This window comes from Chloroflexota bacterium (assembly GCA_015478725.1).
In the GTDB taxonomy this organism is placed as follows: domain Bacteria; phylum Chloroflexota; class Limnocylindria; order Limnocylindrales; family CSP1-4; genus C-114.
In genome coordinates this window covers 1-16,205 of record JADMIG010000010.1, presented here as the reverse complement: position 1 = coordinate 16,205, position 16,205 = coordinate 1, and the positions used below count along the sequence as shown (strand labels likewise).

Sequence of the window (16,205 nt, the reverse complement as noted above, 5' to 3'; positions counted from 1 at the left end):
GCCAGTCAGGAGTGCTCAGGCAACGCGCCAAGCTGGCGAAGCATGCCGAGGAAGTCGGCCTCGTGCCAGTGCTCGCTGACCCTGCCGTCCCGGAGGCGAAAGATGTGGATCTCGCCGATCGAGTACGCCTTGCCGCTCGGCGGCAGCCCCATGAACGGGCCGACCTGGACCGCGCGGGACGTCAGCCGCACGGCGACCCGGTCGTCCTCGGCGATCATGTCCTCGATCGTCATGCTCGTGTCCGTCAGTCCAGTCGAGACGCGGGTGATCGCATCCTTGAGGGCCTGCCGGCCCGAGCCCATCGATCCCCACGTGTGGGGCATGAAGTCCTCGACCATGAGCTCATCGACCGCTGCGAAGGAGCCCGCGACGAAGACCTCGTCGATGAACCGGCGTACCAACGCCTTGTTCTCCTCGATCGACACGTGCCTCCTCTCAGGCCCGGTCAGCCGGGCTCCTCGTCGCTCTTCGAGTCCCTCTGCCAGCCGATGTGCTTGCGGAGCCAGCCGACCGAGGCGAGGTGGTACGTCGCCTCATCGTCATACGACGGGAGTGCCTCGAGCTCGGACCGCGTGAGGTTCGTTCGCACGACGTCCGCGGACAGGGTCGCGAGATCGTCGACGGAGACCATCACGTCCCGATGTCCACCGGCCAGCGCCACGCGGAGGCCGTGGAATATGTCGTCGGCATCGGACCCGAGCACCTCGAGGACCGTGCCCACGGGCCCGCCGTCGCTCGAGGTGACCGGTGTCCCGTAGACGATGGAACGCCACGATGTCGGCTGGGTCTCAGACACGGCGATCTCCTCGGGTCGGCCTACGGGACGCGATGGCCCGACGATACCTCAGCGGCCGCGCCGCAGTTCACCGAGCCGCCGGTCGGAGATCCCGAAGTGGTGGGCGATCTCGTGGTGGAGGGTCGCGATGACCGCGGCGCGGAGGTCGTTCAGGTCCGGGTGGGAGCGCGTCAGCGGCCCGCGGAACAGGGTGATCTTGCTCGGGATCGGGACGCCGTCCGCCGCGAACGCGGTCCGAGGCACCCCCTGGTACAGCCCGTACAGGCCCTGGGCGCCGGTGCTCGCCAGCTGGGAGACCGTCGGCTCGTCCTCCACGACGATGGCCACGGAGCCCAGACGCTCCGCGAACGCCGGCGGCAGGTCCGCCAGACCCTCATCGATCCCGCGTTCGACGGCCGCATCGATCGCGTCAAACCTCGACGAACCGTTCGGATCCACCATCACTGCTGGCTGGCTCCTCTGCCGCGATCGAGATCGACCGACCCGACCTTCGGCCAGTCTAGCCCGATCGCTCCCGCCCTCGTCACGGCCGGCTCGGTCGGGGCCGGGGAGGTGACGGATGGGGCGACCCGGGCGGTCGGGCACGAGACGGTTCGGGCGGAAGGTGGTCAGCCGATCGCGCGTCTGCCCGTTTTCGCACCCAGGGACGTTGTGCAACCGGCTTCCCGAATCGGCCTGCGTGCACGCAGCGTTTCACGCAAGGGTGCGTGGATGCTGCGGTCCCGGCGCCACCTAAACCGCCCGGACTTCAGTCGAGACTCTGGCTCACCCGGTTGGGCCGTGTCCCCCGCGGGTCTCGTGGTCGCCGTGCCACGGTCTGGACCAATGGCACTCCTTTGGAGACGAGAACGGCGCCGCCCGCTCCGGTTGCGAGCATGTCGATAGCCGCACGGCCACACATCAACCCAAGGTGCCGGTCTCGCGCCGACGGCCGTGACCCGCGCTGGCTGTGCCCGAGCACCGAGGGGCGGACGCGCGCACCCATGAGTTCGCCAAGTCGGCGTGCCATCTCGCCAGCTTCGCCACACCCCTCGGTCATGAGCGCGATCGCGTAGTGTCGGTCCATCGCGTCGCGCATCGCGCTGGCGACCGCGTCCAGATCGAGCGGGTGCTCCGGCGTCATGACTGCGTCGACGGGGGCCGCCTCATGAATTGCTTCCGCAAGCCGCCCGATATCTGCGCCGAGGACTTCGACGAGGAAGGCACGGTGCGGAAGCGCCTCGGCCGTCACCCGTAGATCGTCGATAGCTGCGACGCCGTAGTTCACTGCGCTATCAAACCCGATCGTTTCGTCGGAGCCTTCCACATCGTTGTCGATCGTCGCCGGCACAAACACAATAGGGATCGCGGTCCGGGCTCTCAGGCGCTCGACTCCTCGCGAGCTCCCGGTACCTCCGATGACGATGAGCCCTCCTAGCCCGAGAGTGGCAAGCGCATCGACGCACCTTTCGGCCGCGTCATCGGAGCGGAGGTCGAGACTCCGGCTCGTGCCGAGAAGGGTTCCGCCCCGAGCGATGACCTCGAGACCCAATCCAATCTCACCCAGGTCCACGTACTTGCCTGCGACCAACCCAGCAAAGCCAAGATTGATTCCAATGATCGCGATCGATCTTCGGACGGCCGCTTCGTACGCACCGTAGACGACCGCGTTCATCCCCGGTGCATCGCCACCACTTGTCAGGACGCCTACGCGCATCTTCGTTTTCACCACTCCCTCGCCTGAAGCGCGGTGAATCTCGGCTGTCTGAGCTCTCGTGCTTCAGCCCGCTCGTGAGCGACCGGCCGGGCTATCACCGTTAGCATCGCAAACGAAGACCGATGGCCGAACGCCATCATGTCGGGCGATTCCCTCTACCCACGCTGCACGTCGACCTTCACTGCGCGTCGACCATCAAGGTTCTGGGCGGAGAGCATTCGCTCTACGATTTCGCGGTTCGGCGGCACGTGAGCGGTCCCGCTCCGAGCGGCCATGGCAGCACCCGCCGCACTCGCCGCGCGGATGGCGTCTTCGATCCCCCATCCGTGAGCGATGCCGTGTGCATATACGCCGTGAAAGACGTCTCCGCATCCCGTTGTGTCGACCGCGTCGACAGGAAATGCGGGCTGGTGGGACAGGTGATCCTGACGTTCGCTCGAGATGAACCACGTACCGTTCGCCCCGTCCGTAAGCACGACCGCGTGACGGCCCTCTCTCCACAAGGCATGCGCGACGACGTTAGGGTCGGTCTCTCCGGTCAGACGCTGGCCGACCGCGAGGGAGAGGACCAGATGGTCGACGAGCGGCAGGAGCGCCTCGGCTTCACCGCGTGCTTCAGGATTCTCCAGGTCGCCGATGACTGCGACGCCATCGTCGCGCGCGATTGATGCAGCCCGGACCATTCCCTCCAGGCCGTGACCATCCACGAGCAGTACCCGAGCGGATCTGATGACCTCGTCCGAAGGGGATGTGGGATAGGCGCCGCCCGGCGCCCGCGAGTCGAAGAAGATGTTTCGCGTACTCCGTGCTCGATCGACCAGGACGACAGAGTGATACGGGCCGGCTTCTGGGCGTATGACGAGGTGTACCGTCCCGACGCCTGCCTGACGGAGCAGGCGTATCGCATCTCGTGACAGCCGGTCTGTACCGAGGCAACCCGCGTACGCAACCCGCGAGCCCATTTGAGCTGCCGCCTGGAGGGCGATCGCCGTCAACCCTCCGCAGCGACGGATCCACTCGCGAACCGGCGCCTTTCGGTCGGCGGCCGGGTACTCATCGACGTACAGGACCTCGTCGACCGCGACGACGCCAAGCCCGAGGACGTCGATCGAGCGCCTGGTCATCCGTCAGCGCAGGGCGGGGTAGCGCTGCGGAAGGGCCTGAGCGAGCGCCCTCAGCCCGCCCCCACGCCCGCGCGCGACCCCGAGCAGCGCGCGTGGGTGATCATCGATAGACACGTCCCGGAGCACACCTGATCGATGCACCTCGATCGCCTCGACCATCGCTTCGGCGCCCAAGCTTGGGCTCGGGTGTCCGGTGCGGTCCTTGATCGAGTTGATGGCTGAGCCCGCGAGGAACAGCACGTTGTCGACGATCCCGCGGTCCTCAACGTCCCGCAGGTTCGGACCGATGTTGCCTTGATCGAGCCCGCCGGCACGGACGACGACCGTCGGCCGTATCCCCGCGAGTGGAGCCGCCAGAATCCATTCTGACGCGCGCCATTCGTCTCCATATGGACGCAGGAATGGCGGACCCGCGCAAAGCGGAGCCGTCTGCCGGAAATCGATGCCGTCGAGTCGCGCAAGGAGGTCGATGACCTCGCGCCAGATCCCCCGCGTGCGCACGCCGATCCCTGCGTTGTGTCCGTAGATCGCAGGGGGTCGAATCAGATGTCGGGTGTGTTCTCGAGTGAGTCGAACGCCCCCCAGCGCCCAGCTTTCGCTGAACATCACGGCTCGAGCCCCTTCCTCGAGCGCGCCATCGACGTTCGCGAGCAGCTCCCCCGGCGACCCTGTGATATGCGGTGCAAACAGGAGGGATTCTGGCCGCTCGGACCTGACAGATTCGATCGCCTCCATTGCTCGCCGGGTCCTTTGTCGGAGCGGCGCGTACGGGAGGTTCGGGTAGAGGTCCTCGTCTTCCTTGACGAAGGACAACAACGACGACGCCGCTATCTGCGAGACCAGTGCGCCAACATCCTCAGGTGTCAGCCCGGCCGTCGGCTTGAGGATGGTCCCGAACGCAGGCGCGCCTGCGGGAAGGCTGACAAGGGATCGGAAACCTGCCACCCCGTGAGCTGGGCCGGGGAAGGTCCGCAGGACCTCGGATGGGATCGTCAAAGCGACGAGACGAGCGTCCTGGTTCTCGTAGACGTCAAAGATGACCGCGGCCGCGACCGTGTGAAGCAGGTCGGTGCTCGTTACATGACCGTCCGCCTGGAGGAGCATCTTGACCGGAAAGGCCATGTGCAGTAGGCCGATCCGACCGGTGGAATCGAACGGGATCGTGCCGACCGCCCAGCCCGTGCATGCTTGCAGGAGGGTGCCGGCAGGCGGGTTGTGGATCCCGCTTGTCGCGTGGTACGCGATCTCCTCTGCCGCCTGCTTGAGCGATTTCGAGCGAAGGGCGAGGAAGTAGGTGGCCACGACCGCGTCCGGGTTGCTCGGCGGAGGATTCTCCTCGAGAACGTCCTTGACCAGCCGGCGAAGTTCCGCCTCTCGTTCGTCGAGATCCATCCACAGGATGTCCAGCGTCCGATCCGTGGCCACGTTGGCTCTCATATCGCACCTCTCGTTGTGTCGCCGCCTTGCTGGTCGGAGGTGCAGCCGCACGACTCTCGTATCAGGAGCTCCGCGTCGAGGAGAATCGTCTGGGGTTGGCTTGGCTCGTGTCCGGAGAGCCGCGACAGAAGGAGCTCGGCAGCGCGCCGCCCCATCTCCATGGCTGGCTGGCGGACGACTGTCAGACGCGGATGGAGAACGTCGGCCAGAACGACGTCGTCGAAGCCGACCACGGCGATGTCGTCCGGAACCCGGAGACCCGCCTCGGCTATCGCCTCAAGGACCCCGACCGTGATCAGGTTGTTCATCGCGAAGAACCCAGACGGCCGATCCGCACCGTGAATGAGCTCTCGGGCGATTGATGCTGCCGCGGCGACGTCCATCGCACCAAGCCGAATGAGGTCCGGGACGCCGGCAGCACGGACAGCATCGGTGTACCCGTCGAGGCGGAGCCGAGTCGTGTATGCCGTCTCGTCTGCCCCGACAAATGCGATCGTCTCGCGGCCATGCCCGAGGAGATGCGTTACTGCTGTGCGTGCCCCCTCGTAGTTCTTGACGAGAACGACATCGGTAGCGAATCTATCGAACGGACGGTCAAGAGCGACGATAGGCTGACCGGACGGTAGCCGAGCCAGGAACTCATACGACCCTACTGTCGGGACGATCAAGAGGCCGTCGGCCTGGTAGCTGCCCAATAGTTCGACCGTCGCTTCCTCCTCGGCTGCGCTCGGCCGCGAAGACGCAAGGATCAAGGCGTAGCCCCGTTCCCGAAGAACACTCTCCGCGCCGGTGGCGCAAGCCGCATAGAACGGGTTGGAAACGTCAATCAAGAGACCCACTGCGTGGGATCGTCGCGTCTTCAGGTTTCGGGCAAGCTCGTTCGGGCGGTAGTGGAGCTCCTCGATCGCGGCTACCACGCGCGAGCGGGTCTCCGGCCGGACATGCACGCTTCCGTTGACCACCCGGGACGCGGTGATGGCAGATACGCGTGCGAGTCGCGCCACGTCACCAATGGTCGGATGGCGCGCACTCCATCGCCGCGCATTCGCAGGCTCGATGGGCCGTGCCGATGTTGATCCTGACATCTCTGACAACGTTACCATCCGTGAAATCGATCCTGCACGTGACCCGCACCATTCCCAGGCTCGTATGACCACTCGCCCACCGAGCAGCCAGCATGGGCGGCGACTACCGGGGCGCAATGCCGGCGTGGCCCGGGTCCGGGCCACGCCGGCTCCGGTCGGTCAGCAGGAGCTCTTGTAGAAGAACTTCTGGACGCTCGGGTCGTTCATGTTGTCCTTGGTGATGACGGCGAGGTCCGTCTGGATAGACTTCGTCGTCGGCTGGCCGTTGAGCGCCAGGATCGTCTGCTGAACGCCGTCCACGCCGATGGTGTACGGGTCCTGGGCGATGAGACCCTGCACGATGCCGCTCTTGAGGTCTGCGATCTGCTTGGGTCCGGCGTCAAAGGCGATCACCTGGACGCTGGTGTTGCCGGCCTGCTTCAGGCCTGTGGCCACGCCCTCGGCAGTCTGCACGTTTGTCGCGAAGATGCCGACCAGGTCGGGGTGAGCAGCGAGGGTGGACGTCGTGATAGTGGTGGCCACAGTCGGGTCGTCCAGGTCGTACTGGACCGGGAGCGCCGTGATGTTCGGATGGTTCTTCAGCTCGTCGTAGAAGCCCTTGACGCGGGCGTCGACCGTCGTGACGCCCGGATTGGTGTTGACGACCAGGACGGTGCCCTTGTCGCCGATGAGCTTGGCGAGCGCCTTGGCGGCCAGCTGACCACCCTGCAGGTTGTTCGAAGTGATGAACGACTGGGCGAACGAGAGATCCTCGAGGCCGGTGTCGACGAGGGTCACCTTGATGCCGGCGTCGTTCATGGCCTTGAGCGGGGCGAACATGGCCTTGGCGTCGTTCGGCGCGATCATGACGCCGTCCGGCTTGCTCGCGGTCACCGAGTCGACGATCACCGTCTGGACGGCGGCGTCCCACTTGTCGCCACCGGTGATCGTCAGCGTGGCGCCTTCCTTGGTCGCCTCAGCCTGGGCGCCGCAGCCCATGGTCACGTAGAACGGATCGCCCTTGACGCCCTGGATCAGGGTTAGCTTGTAGGCCTTGCCTGCGGCCGGGGTGCTGCTGCTCGCCGCGCTCGGCGTGCTGCTTGCGGACGACGAGCAGGCGCTCGCCACCAGAGCAAGGACCGCGACCGCCGTTACGGCTACTGGTGCACGCATGACTTCTCCTCCTCTGCCTGTTCCCGAAGGACTGCTGCGCTATTTGCGCACGTGGGTTGGTGCTACGGCCGTTCGCGCGAACGGCGACGCAGCTGGTCGACGAACACGGCCCCGATGAGGACCGCGCCGACGGCCACGTTCTGCCAGAACGACTGGGTGCCGATGATGATGAACCCGCTCTGAAGAACCGCGGGGATGAAGACGCCGATGGCGGTGCCGATGACGGTGCCGACCCCGCCGAAGAGGCTGGTACCGCCGATGACGACCGCGGCGATGGCGTTCAGGTTGTCGTTGGCGTGGCCGGAGATCGTCGTCGTCGTGAAGTAGGCCAGCGACAGGAAGCCTCCGAGCCCCGCCAGCAGCCCGCTCAGCGCGTAGACCTTGATCAGGTGCCGCTCGACGTTGATGCCGGCCCGCCTGGCAGCCTCCTGGTTCGAGCCGATGCCAATGGTGTGCCGGCCGAACTTCGTCATGTTCAGCAGGATGGTGCCGGCGATCCCCACCAGCGCCGCGACGATCACGAGCCACGGCAGAGCGAAGAACCGGCCGCTTCCGATGGTGTTTGCCATCTGCTGGGGGATGTATCGGATGTCCTGACCGCTGCTGATGATCTGCGCCAACCCCCAGGCCATGCCGAGCGTGCCCAGGGTGACGATGAGTGCGGGGACCTTCGCCTTCGCGACCAGGACGCCGTTGAGGATGCCCCAGGCGAGTCCCGAGGCGAGCGCGACGAGGAGACCGAGCAGGATGACGTCCCAGCCCTTGTTCGTCGGGTCGCCGAAGGCTGCCATCGCCTGGGCCGCCGTCACGCCGGAGAACAGCAGCACGTACCCCACCGACAGGTCGATGCCCGCGGTGGTGATGACGAACGTCTCGCCGACGGCGATGATCAGGAGCACCGAGGCGTTGGTCGCGATGGCCCGGATATTGAACTCGGTTGGGAAGTTGTCCGGCTTGATCGCGCTGAAGATGGCGACGAGAACGAGGAGGACGACGAAGATCCAGGCAGTATTGGATCCCATCAGTCGTCGCCAGACCGAACGTCCAGTCGACTCGGCCCCGTTGACCGGTGCCTGAGGCCCGTTCGTCGGGGACGACGCGTCCGGCTCTTCGATGGTGCGATTCACGCTGCGCCCTCCCGGGACTCGAGAGCGCCGGTCATCGCGGCAACGAGCTGCTCGACCGTCGTTCCGGCGGCATCCATCCGGGCCACCCGGCGCCCGAGTCGCAGCACCTCGACGCGGTCGGCCACCTGCAGGACCTGGGGCATGTTGTGACTGACGAAGACGGTGGCGATGCCGCGGTCCCGGATCCGCCGGATGACGTCGAGGACGCGGGCGGTCTGTACGGCGCCCAGCGCAGCGGTCGGCTCGTCGAGGAACACGACCTTGTTGGCCCAGGCAACCGACCGGGCCACTGCAACGCTCTGACGCTGGCCTCCGGAGAGGTTCGCCACCGAGCTGTACGCGTTCTGGAGGTCGACGCCCAGCTCGGTAAAGACCTTGCGGGCACCGGCATGCATCGCCCTGTCATCGAGGAAGCCCAGCTTGCCGAGCAGACCCGACCGAACAAGCTCGCGGCCGAAGTACAGGTTGGCCGCACCGTCGAGGTCGGGGGCGAGGGCGAGGTCCTGATAGACCGTCTCGATGCCAAGCTGTTGCGCCACAGCCGGTGAGCCGATCTGGATGGCCCGTCCCTCGAGAATGATCTCGCCGCCGTCGGGCTGCTCGGTGCCCGACAGCATCCTCACGAGCGTGCTCTTGCCAGCGCCGTTGTCACCGATGAGGGCGACGATCTCGGCGGGGTAGACATCGAAATCGGCCCCCTGCAGAGCCTCGACGTGACCGTAGTGCTTGACGATGCCGCGGGCTTGCAGGAGTGGTTCGGCCATCGCGTTCACCGATCAGCTGGGTGGGAGCGGAGGGAGGCAGCGGACGACACGGCAGGAGCCGCCGATAGTGGTCGCCCCTGCGTTCCACGGGACGAGAACGGTGCCACCGGTCCGCAGATCGACCGTGTCCCCGTTCTCGGTCTCGAGGCGCCCCTCACCCTCCAGGACGACGAGCAGGGCGAAGGACGGGTCCAATCGCGCCGCCGCGCCGAGGATGACCTCCTCCGCCCGGAAGAACGGATCTGCTGCTTCGGGCAGCAAGCGGGCCGTGCCGGGTGCCGACCCCGGCAGACCGCGGCTCGCCGCCGCCCGGGTCACGCATCCGTCACGTCGCGCGGCCCGCCACGCGGTGCGGTCGAGGCAGCGCATGGCGAGGTCGGCAGGGAGCCCGATCTGACCGCCGGCGATGTCGGGGAGGCCGAAGCGCTTCCACTCGAGGATCACCGAGAAGTCGGTGGGCTCCTGCAGCTCGACCACGAAGACACCCTCGCCGATGGCGTGCGGCGTTCCGGCCGGGACGAGCACGCTGTCGCCGGCCCTCACCTGGATCGCGTTGAGATGGCCGAGCAGCGCCTCGGAGTTCTGGACCGCGAGCCACGAGTCGAGCTCCACCTGGCCGACGTCGGAGGAAAACCCGAGGTACACGGTCGGCGATGAGCCGACCGTTCCGATGACGATCCAGGCCTCCGTCTTGCCGTGGCGACTGCCGAGGTGCATCTGGGCGAACTCGCGGCTGGGGTGGCAGTGGACGGGCAGGCGCTCGCCGGCATCGAGGAGCTTCACCAAAAGCGACGGGTCGTCGCCGTAGGCCTCGACGTGGGCGGGACCCAGGTAGCCACAGGGATCGGCAGCGATCGCGTCGCGCAGGAGGCCGCCACCAGGGAGCCGGCTGAGGCCCTCATTGGTGCCGGACCGCGTGACCGTGGAACCGACCCAGTCTTCCGGGCCCTGCTGCACGTTGACGCCCTCGTCGAACGAGCGGAACTCGGCGATCGCCGTGCCCCCGCGGTAGAACTGGCGCGGCTGGTTGGCGGCCAGGTGCACGGGTCTCACAGGATGATCTCGCTTCCATCGGGATGATCTCGACAGCGATGGGCGGCTCGACGCGGTGCCGACGCTACCCCTTGGTTGGTATCGTTGTCAAGAACCTGGAATACGCCTTGTGGACGGCCAGGAACCTGCACAGAACCTGCACGCAACTTGACAAAGGCTCTCGTACCGTTAGCATCGATGACAACGCTGTCACGCTAGTGGACTGACCGGAAGCACCGCCAGTTTTCCACGGATACGCACGACCCTCGGCCTGGAATTCGACGCCTGCGGTGCGGTCCAGCTCGGCGAGGAGTGCCGCCCAAGATCCAGATGGACGTTCGGTCCGCGTGGACCGTCGCCGGCCGACAGCAGGCAACAGAATGGGTGACGACCATGTTCTTCAACCTCGATCAGATCGCGAACGACGAGGGGAAAATTGCCATCCTCGCGATGGATCAACGAGGCACGCTGCGCTCGATGCTCGGCACCGTCGGTATGCCCTCATCCGACGACGACCTCAGCTCCTTCAAGGTCGACGTCGTCCGGGCGCTGTCCCCGAGATCCTCGGGCGTTCTCCTCGATGTCGAGTACGGCGTCGGCGCAGTGAGACAAGCGGGCGCACTTGCGTCCGGAGCCGGCCTTCTCATCTCGAGCGAGCGTTCGCCGCAGCCAACGTGGAACAGCGAGTACCGAACCGAGTTCTCCCCGGACCGTGGCCCCGCGTTCGTGGAGGCGGCGGGCGGCGTAGCGCTGAAGTTCCTCGTTCGCTGGCGCCCGGACCGTCCTCCCCGCGAGGGTGAGCCCGACCTGGCCCAGGAAGCCCTCGACGCGGTCCGGGCGGTGGTGGATGCGTGCCGCCAGCACGGGATGCCATCGGTGATCGAGCCGCTCGTCGCGGCGTTGCCGGGCGAAGGACCCCTGACCGCCAAGCAGAAGCGGAAGCTCGTCGTGCGCTCTGCCGAGCTACTCTCGACGGTGGGACCCGACTTGCTCAAGCTCGAGTGGCCCGGTGATGACGCCGGCTGCCTCGAGATCACCAGGGTCTGCGGCTCGGTGCCTTGGGCGTTGCTCTCGGCCGGGATCGAATACGAGAAGTTCGTCGAGCGCGTCGTCACCGCGATGGACGCCGGGGCCTCGGGCTTCATCGCCGGCCGCGCCTTGTGGGGCGAGGCGGTCGGCCTTCCTGGAGCGGAGCGGAGCCACTTCCTCAAGACGATCGCCGTCGAGCGAATGGCGGGGCTCGCGGAGGCGACCGACGGTCGAGGTCGGTCCTGGCAGGAGGTGACACGGGCGTGACGTCTGCGGGCCACGGGCTCGGAGGTGTCTCGCGCCTCAGGTCCCGGCGTGGTCCCTCAGGAAGCCGGCTGCCCGCGCCGCCATGAGTGCGGCACCGTAGGCGCCGGGTTCAGTCAGGTCCGTGGTGCGCAGGTGCGGGAACTGGCGCTGCTTCGCTGCACAGACAGCCGGGTTGTTGAACCACCCACCGCCGGCGACGACGTCCGTGTAGGGGCCGGCCTCGGACCCAACGAGCGCGAGTTGGTGATCGGCGAGCTCGATCATGTCCTCCACAGCGGCCCGCCACAGGGCGGCCGGACTCACGCTGTCCGTGATCCCCTCGACCGCGACTCCGTCAAACCTGGGCTCGCGAAGCCGGAGGCCGGGTACGCGGGCCGGCAGCGCCGCGGCGGTCTCGCCAAGCAACCGGCGCTCCTCACGGGTCGTGGCGCCGACCATCAGGCTGACACGCTCGAGCGTGAGACCGGTCGCGATCCCGCAGAGGATGCAGAGGTGATCCTCGACGACTCCCCATCCGACGGTGATCCCGTGGCCGGCGAGGCGGTGGATTCGCTCGGGCGCCAGCGGAGCCCCGACCGTGCGCACGAGCGCCTCGGCCGAGCCCATCGAGTCGAACAGCGCGCCGTCGGCGACCGCACCGGCTCCGTAGGCAGCGGCCTGGTGGTCGTGGCCGGCAACCGTGAGGACGGCGCCCCGCAGCGAGGGCGGGACGTCGGGGCCGCTCACGGTCCCAGCCGGGGTGCCCGCGATCATCGGCTGGGGGATCAGCGACGGCGAGCCAAGCAGGGCGAACGCCTCGTCCCAGGGACGCGCGCCAGCGATCTCGAGCATGCCGGTGCGGCTGGCCAGCGACAGCTCCGCGAGCGGCTCGCCGCCAAGGCTGCGGACGACCCACTCGGCCACGGCATAGAAGCGCACCGCGCGTACAGTCTCGGGCATCTCCCGCCGTAGCCAGACCAGCTTGACCAGCGAGGGAAGTGGACCGAGCGTCATGCCCGTCGTCGACTGGAATCGCTCCGTGCCGAGTTCACGCCGCACGGTCTCCACGTCCCCCCGCGGATCGTGCCACGCGATGGCAGGCGCGAGGGGCACGTCGGACCCGTCGACCAGGACGCCGGTCTCGGCCATGCTCGTCACCCCGACGCCTAGCACCAGCTGGTCATCATCGGAGGCCGTAGTGGCGTTGGTGACAGCCTCGGCTGCAACGGTGATGGCCAGCTGTGCGATCGCCGAGGGGTCAATCCAGGCACGGTTCCCATCGTGCTGCCAGGGCATCGGGTGCTGCGCCTCGGCGCGCACGACGCCCTCGAGGTCCACGGCGATCGCCTTGACGCGCGTGGTTCCCACGTCGACCCCGACGAGCAGGCCGTCGCCGCCCACGAGGCCCGGCACGATGCGCCGCTTGCGATCGGGACTCTTCTCGTGACTGGCGCGTTGCCGACCGGTCACGCTGCACCCACCCGGACCGTCTTCAGGAGCTCGCCGAGCAAGACCGGATCCACCCCGCCAGCGAGGTCGTGAGCGACCGAGGCGCTCGCCGTGGCGACGCCGACCGCGGCAGCGTCGCGGAGCAATCCGCCGTGCTCGAGTACGGCACTGAGACCGGCCACGAGCGAGTCGCCGGCACCGATCGCGTTGCGCACGGCGACGGCAGGCGCGTCGATCCAGAACCCACCCGCTTCGTCGTGCCCGGCTACGCCGTGGCGCCCGACGCTGACGAGCGAGGCACGCGCCCCGGCAGCGACCAGCTTCGCCGCCGCCGCAGTCGCCCGGGCGCAGACATCGTCGCCCTCCACCGCGACATCTTCGCCGTCCACCCCGAACAGCAGTGTCTCGGCCTCGGCGAGGTTTGGTGACACGACGTCGGGGCCGTGGGGCAGCGTGGCCGCGAGCGCCCCCCCAGCCGCGTCCACGATGCACAGGGATCCGGCCGCGTGGGCCAGATCGAGCACCTGCCGGTAGAGATCCACAGGCGCACCCGGCGGCAGGCTGCCCGTGGCGACCACGACCCGGTGACGGCCAGGCCCAAGCTCGTCGCGGACGGCGACGAGAAGTCGGGTGGCGTCGTCCTGGGTCAGCGCCGGGCCGGGTTCGTTGAGGACAGTGGTCCGTCCGCTGTCCTCAATGAGGATGATTGCGGCGCGGGCCTCACCGGTTGTGATGATCGGTCGCAACTCGTGGCCCTCGTCGTCCAGAAGCTCGGCGAGAAGCCTCCCAGCGCTTCCGGGCAAGTTGGCGATGAGGACCGCGCGGATGCCGTGGGCGCGGGCGGCCCGGACGACGTTGACCGCCTTGCCTCCCGCCGTCGCCACTGCCTCCCGCGGCCGGATCACCTGGCCGGGCACCAGTCGGGACAGCCGCAGTGTGCGGTCCACGGCGAGGTTGGCGCCGAGCACAAGCACCGCAGCCTCCGGGTCAGTGGGTTGACAACGATATCACCGCAGCCTGAAGGTACCGTCGCGACGCCGGCCGGTCAATTCTCGGCGAACGTGTTGGAACCCCATCCTGCGGGCGTCCGGCGGCAGTGCACCACCGGGCGCGACGGAGAAGACAGGAGCCCCGATGACAGGGATCGAGTACCGGATGCGCCGGTTGTTCGACGAGCGGTCGGGGCGCTGCCTCGACATCGCCATCGACCACGGTTTCTTCGGCGAGGGCAGGTTTCTCGCCGGCATCGAGGATCTTCCTTCGGCCATGCGCCGCCTCGTCGACGCCGCTCCGGACGCCATCCAGCTCACGCCGGGCTCGGCGCGGCTCCTGCAGTCGGCCGGCGGCCGCACCCGGCCGGCCCTCGTTCTGCGCACCGACGTGGCGAACGTCTACGGACAGGTGCTGCCGGACCGGATGTTCAGCCGGATGATCCCCGAGCCGGCGCTGACCGGCGTCCGCCTCGACGCCGCCTGCGTCGTCGTGAACCTGTTCGATCTGCCGGGCCGACCGGAGATCCGGGAAGCGTGCATCGCGAACGTGCTCGCAGCGCGGGCGGACTGCGACCGGTACGGCATGCCGCTCATGGTGGAACCGCTCGTCATGCGAGAGGTGGATGCAGGCGGGTACGGCGTCAACGGCGATGTTGAGCAGATCGTCCCACTCGTGCGCCAGGCCGTGGAACTCGGCGCCGACATCATCAAGGCCGACCCGACCGATGACATCGACGACTACCACCGAGTCGTGGAGATCGCGGGCGACCTGCCGGTCCTTGTCCGCGGTGGTGGGCGCGTCTCCGATCAGGAGCTTTTCGAGCGGACCGCCGCCGTGCTCGCTCAGGGCGCCCGGGGTATCGTCTACGGGCGCAACATCATCCAGCACCCGCACCCGGACCGGATGACGCACGCCCTCATGTCGATGCTCCACGAAAACGCCACCGTCGCCGACGCACTCGCGATCGTGGGCGAGGGAACGGGCGCATGACGGCGGCCGCGCCGCCGGTGCGGATCGGCATCGTCGGTGCCGGTCTCATGGGGCGCGAGTTCGCCGCCGCTGCCGAGCGTTGGATCTCGCTCGTCGATCACCCGGTACGGCCGGTCGTGACCGCGGTGGCCGACCCCGTGCCAGCTGCGCGCGGCTGGTTCGACCGGTTGGGCACCGTGCGGATCTCGACCGACGACTGGCGCCGGCTCGCCGACGACCCCGAGATCGACCTTCTCTACCTCGCGGTCCCGCATGACGTGCACGAAGAGGTGTACATCGGGGCCGCCGAAGCCGGCAAGGACTTCCTCGGCGAGAAGCCCTTCGGCATCGACCTGGCGGCCGCCGAGCGGATCGCCGAGGCGGTGCGGCGTGCCGGAGTGTTCGTACGCGTTTCCAGCGAGTTGCCGTTCTACCCGGGGGCGCTCGCCGCATGGGAGCTGGTGCGGTCGGGACGGCTCGGAGAGGTGATCGAGGTGCGCTCAGGCCTGAGCCACTCCTCGGACCTCGACCGCGCCAAGCCGATCAACTGGAAGCGCCGGGCCTCCACGTGCGGGCGAATCGGCGTGATGGGTGACCTCGGGATGCACGTGGCGCACTTACCGCTCCGGCTGGGGTGGGAGCCGGCGAGCGTCTACGCCATACTCGACAATGTTGTGCCGAAGCGGCCCGGCCCGGATGGCCTCCTTGTTCCGTGTGACACATGGGACAACGCGCTGCTCGCAATGCGCGTGGCCGAGCCCACGCGCTCGGACGGCCGGACGTTTCCGATGCTGTGGGAGACCAAGCGCATCGCGCCGGGACAGGGCAACACATGGTGGTTCGAGGCGCTTGGCATGGACGGCGGTGTGCGCTTCAGCACGCGCACATCCACGATCGTCGAGCGCTTCCGGGTCGCCGACGGGGAGCAGGTGTGGGAGACGGTGCAGCCAGGCTACCGGTCGGTCTGGCCGACGTTCACCGGCGCCATCTTCGAGTTCGGCTTCCTCGACGCGATCCTGCAGATGTGGGCGACCTTCCTCGCCGAGCGTGCCGGCGCGCTTGGCGACCGGTTCGGAACCGCGACGGTCGAGGAAGCCCTGTCCGCGCATCGGGTCTTCGACGCGGCGCTGCGCTCGCATGAGACCGCGAGTGCCGTCAGCCCCCGCTGAGTGCGGCAGCAAGAGGATACAGAGTGCCAGGGACGTTGAGCGCTGCCGAACCAGCGCCGTCGTTCCGCAGCCTTCGGCCAGTCTAGCCCGAACTTCCAACGCCCGGTGGGCACATTCGAGCACGAGAGCGGCTGGTG

At 67.9% G+C, this 16,205-nt stretch carries 16 protein-coding genes; 3 read left to right on the top strand and 13 right to left on the bottom strand.

The genetic code is table 11. The features are described from left to right. Positions 1-5 precede the first annotated feature (5 nt). The 11 genes from IVW53_08390 to IVW53_08340 all read right to left on the bottom strand — a co-directional run bounded on the left by IVW53_08390 (position 6) and on the right by IVW53_08340 (position 10,234). The gene (locus tag IVW53_08390) at positions 6-425 is read right to left on the bottom strand and encodes an ester cyclase (GenBank protein ID MBF6605581.1); all 420 of its coding nucleotides are present in this window, start codon (positions 423-425) and stop codon (positions 6-8) included. A 20-nt stretch (positions 426-445) separates the two neighbouring features. Continuing rightward, a complete protein-coding gene (locus tag IVW53_08385) occupies positions 446-796 on the bottom strand; it encodes a hypothetical protein (GenBank protein MBF6605580.1) in 351 nt (116 codons plus the stop codon). Between the two features lie 48 nt (positions 797-844). Then, positions 845-1,237, bottom strand: coding sequence for a metallopeptidase family protein (locus IVW53_08380; GenBank protein MBF6605579.1), 393 nt, complete (start codon positions 1,235-1,237; stop codon positions 845-847). Between the two features lie 307 nt (positions 1,238-1,544). Further along, entirely contained in the window at positions 1,545-2,450 is a 906-nt protein-coding gene (locus tag IVW53_08375; protein ID MBF6605578.1) for a 6-phosphofructokinase, read from the bottom strand. 197 nt (positions 2,451-2,647) lie between these two features. Beyond that, complete coding sequence (locus IVW53_08370) at positions 2,648-3,616, bottom strand: hypothetical protein (GenBank protein MBF6605577.1); 969 nt, start codon at positions 3,614-3,616, stop codon at positions 2,648-2,650. Between the two features lie 3 nt (positions 3,617-3,619). Then, entirely contained in the window at positions 3,620-5,053 is a 1,434-nt protein-coding gene (locus IVW53_08365; GenBank protein MBF6605576.1) for a hypothetical protein, read from the bottom strand. After that, complete coding sequence (locus tag IVW53_08360; protein MBF6605575.1) at positions 5,050-6,138, bottom strand: LacI family DNA-binding transcriptional regulator; 1,089 nt, start codon at positions 6,136-6,138, stop codon at positions 5,050-5,052. Before IVW53_08360 ends, IVW53_08365 begins: the two co-directional genes overlap by 4 nt. Before the next feature lie 159 nt (positions 6,139-6,297). Next, positions 6,298-7,290 carry a substrate-binding domain-containing protein gene (locus IVW53_08355; GenBank protein ID MBF6605574.1) on the bottom strand — a complete coding sequence of 331 codons (993 nt, stop codon included), beginning with the start codon at positions 7,288-7,290 and terminating at the stop codon, positions 6,298-6,300. A gap of 62 nt (positions 7,291-7,352) precedes the next feature. Continuing rightward, complete coding sequence (locus tag IVW53_08350; protein MBF6605573.1) at positions 7,353-8,312, bottom strand: ABC transporter permease; 960 nt, start codon at positions 8,310-8,312, stop codon at positions 7,353-7,355. A 101-nt stretch (positions 8,313-8,413) separates the two neighbouring features. Next, complete coding sequence (locus tag IVW53_08345; GenBank protein MBF6605572.1) at positions 8,414-9,181, bottom strand: sugar ABC transporter ATP-binding protein; 768 nt, start codon at positions 9,179-9,181, stop codon at positions 8,414-8,416. 12 nt (positions 9,182-9,193) lie between these two features. Continuing rightward, complete coding sequence (locus IVW53_08340; protein MBF6605571.1) at positions 9,194-10,234, bottom strand: mannose-6-phosphate isomerase; 1,041 nt, start codon at positions 10,232-10,234, stop codon at positions 9,194-9,196. 363 nt (positions 10,235-10,597) lie between these two features. On the opposite strand from IVW53_08340, the gene IVW53_08335 reads away from it, so the two are divergent. Then, positions 10,598-11,509 carry a hypothetical protein gene (locus IVW53_08335; GenBank protein ID MBF6605570.1) on the top strand — a complete coding sequence of 304 codons (912 nt, stop codon included), beginning with the start codon at positions 10,598-10,600 and terminating at the stop codon, positions 11,507-11,509. 36 nt (positions 11,510-11,545) lie between these two features. Here IVW53_08335 and IVW53_08330 read toward each other — a convergent pair whose 3' ends face one another. Further along, complete coding sequence (locus IVW53_08330) at positions 11,546-12,958, bottom strand: hypothetical protein (GenBank protein MBF6605569.1); 1,413 nt, start codon at positions 12,956-12,958, stop codon at positions 11,546-11,548. Beyond that, positions 12,955-13,911 carry a bifunctional hydroxymethylpyrimidine kinase/phosphomethylpyrimidine kinase gene (locus IVW53_08325; GenBank protein ID MBF6605568.1) on the bottom strand — a complete coding sequence of 319 codons (957 nt, stop codon included), beginning with the start codon at positions 13,909-13,911 and terminating at the stop codon, positions 12,955-12,957. Before IVW53_08325 ends, IVW53_08330 begins: the two co-directional genes overlap by 4 nt. 160 nt (positions 13,912-14,071) lie before the next feature. On the opposite strand from IVW53_08325, the gene IVW53_08320 reads away from it, so the two are divergent. Both IVW53_08320 and IVW53_08315 read left to right on the top strand, forming a co-directional pair. Next, a complete protein-coding gene (locus IVW53_08320) occupies positions 14,072-14,920 on the top strand; it encodes an aldolase (protein MBF6605567.1) in 849 nt (282 codons plus the stop codon). Next, complete coding sequence (locus IVW53_08315) at positions 14,917-16,068, top strand: Gfo/Idh/MocA family oxidoreductase (GenBank protein ID MBF6605566.1); 1,152 nt, start codon at positions 14,917-14,919, stop codon at positions 16,066-16,068. The genes IVW53_08320 and IVW53_08315 overlap by 4 nt, the downstream gene beginning before the upstream one ends. The last annotated feature ends 137 nt before the right edge of the window (positions 16,069-16,205 follow it).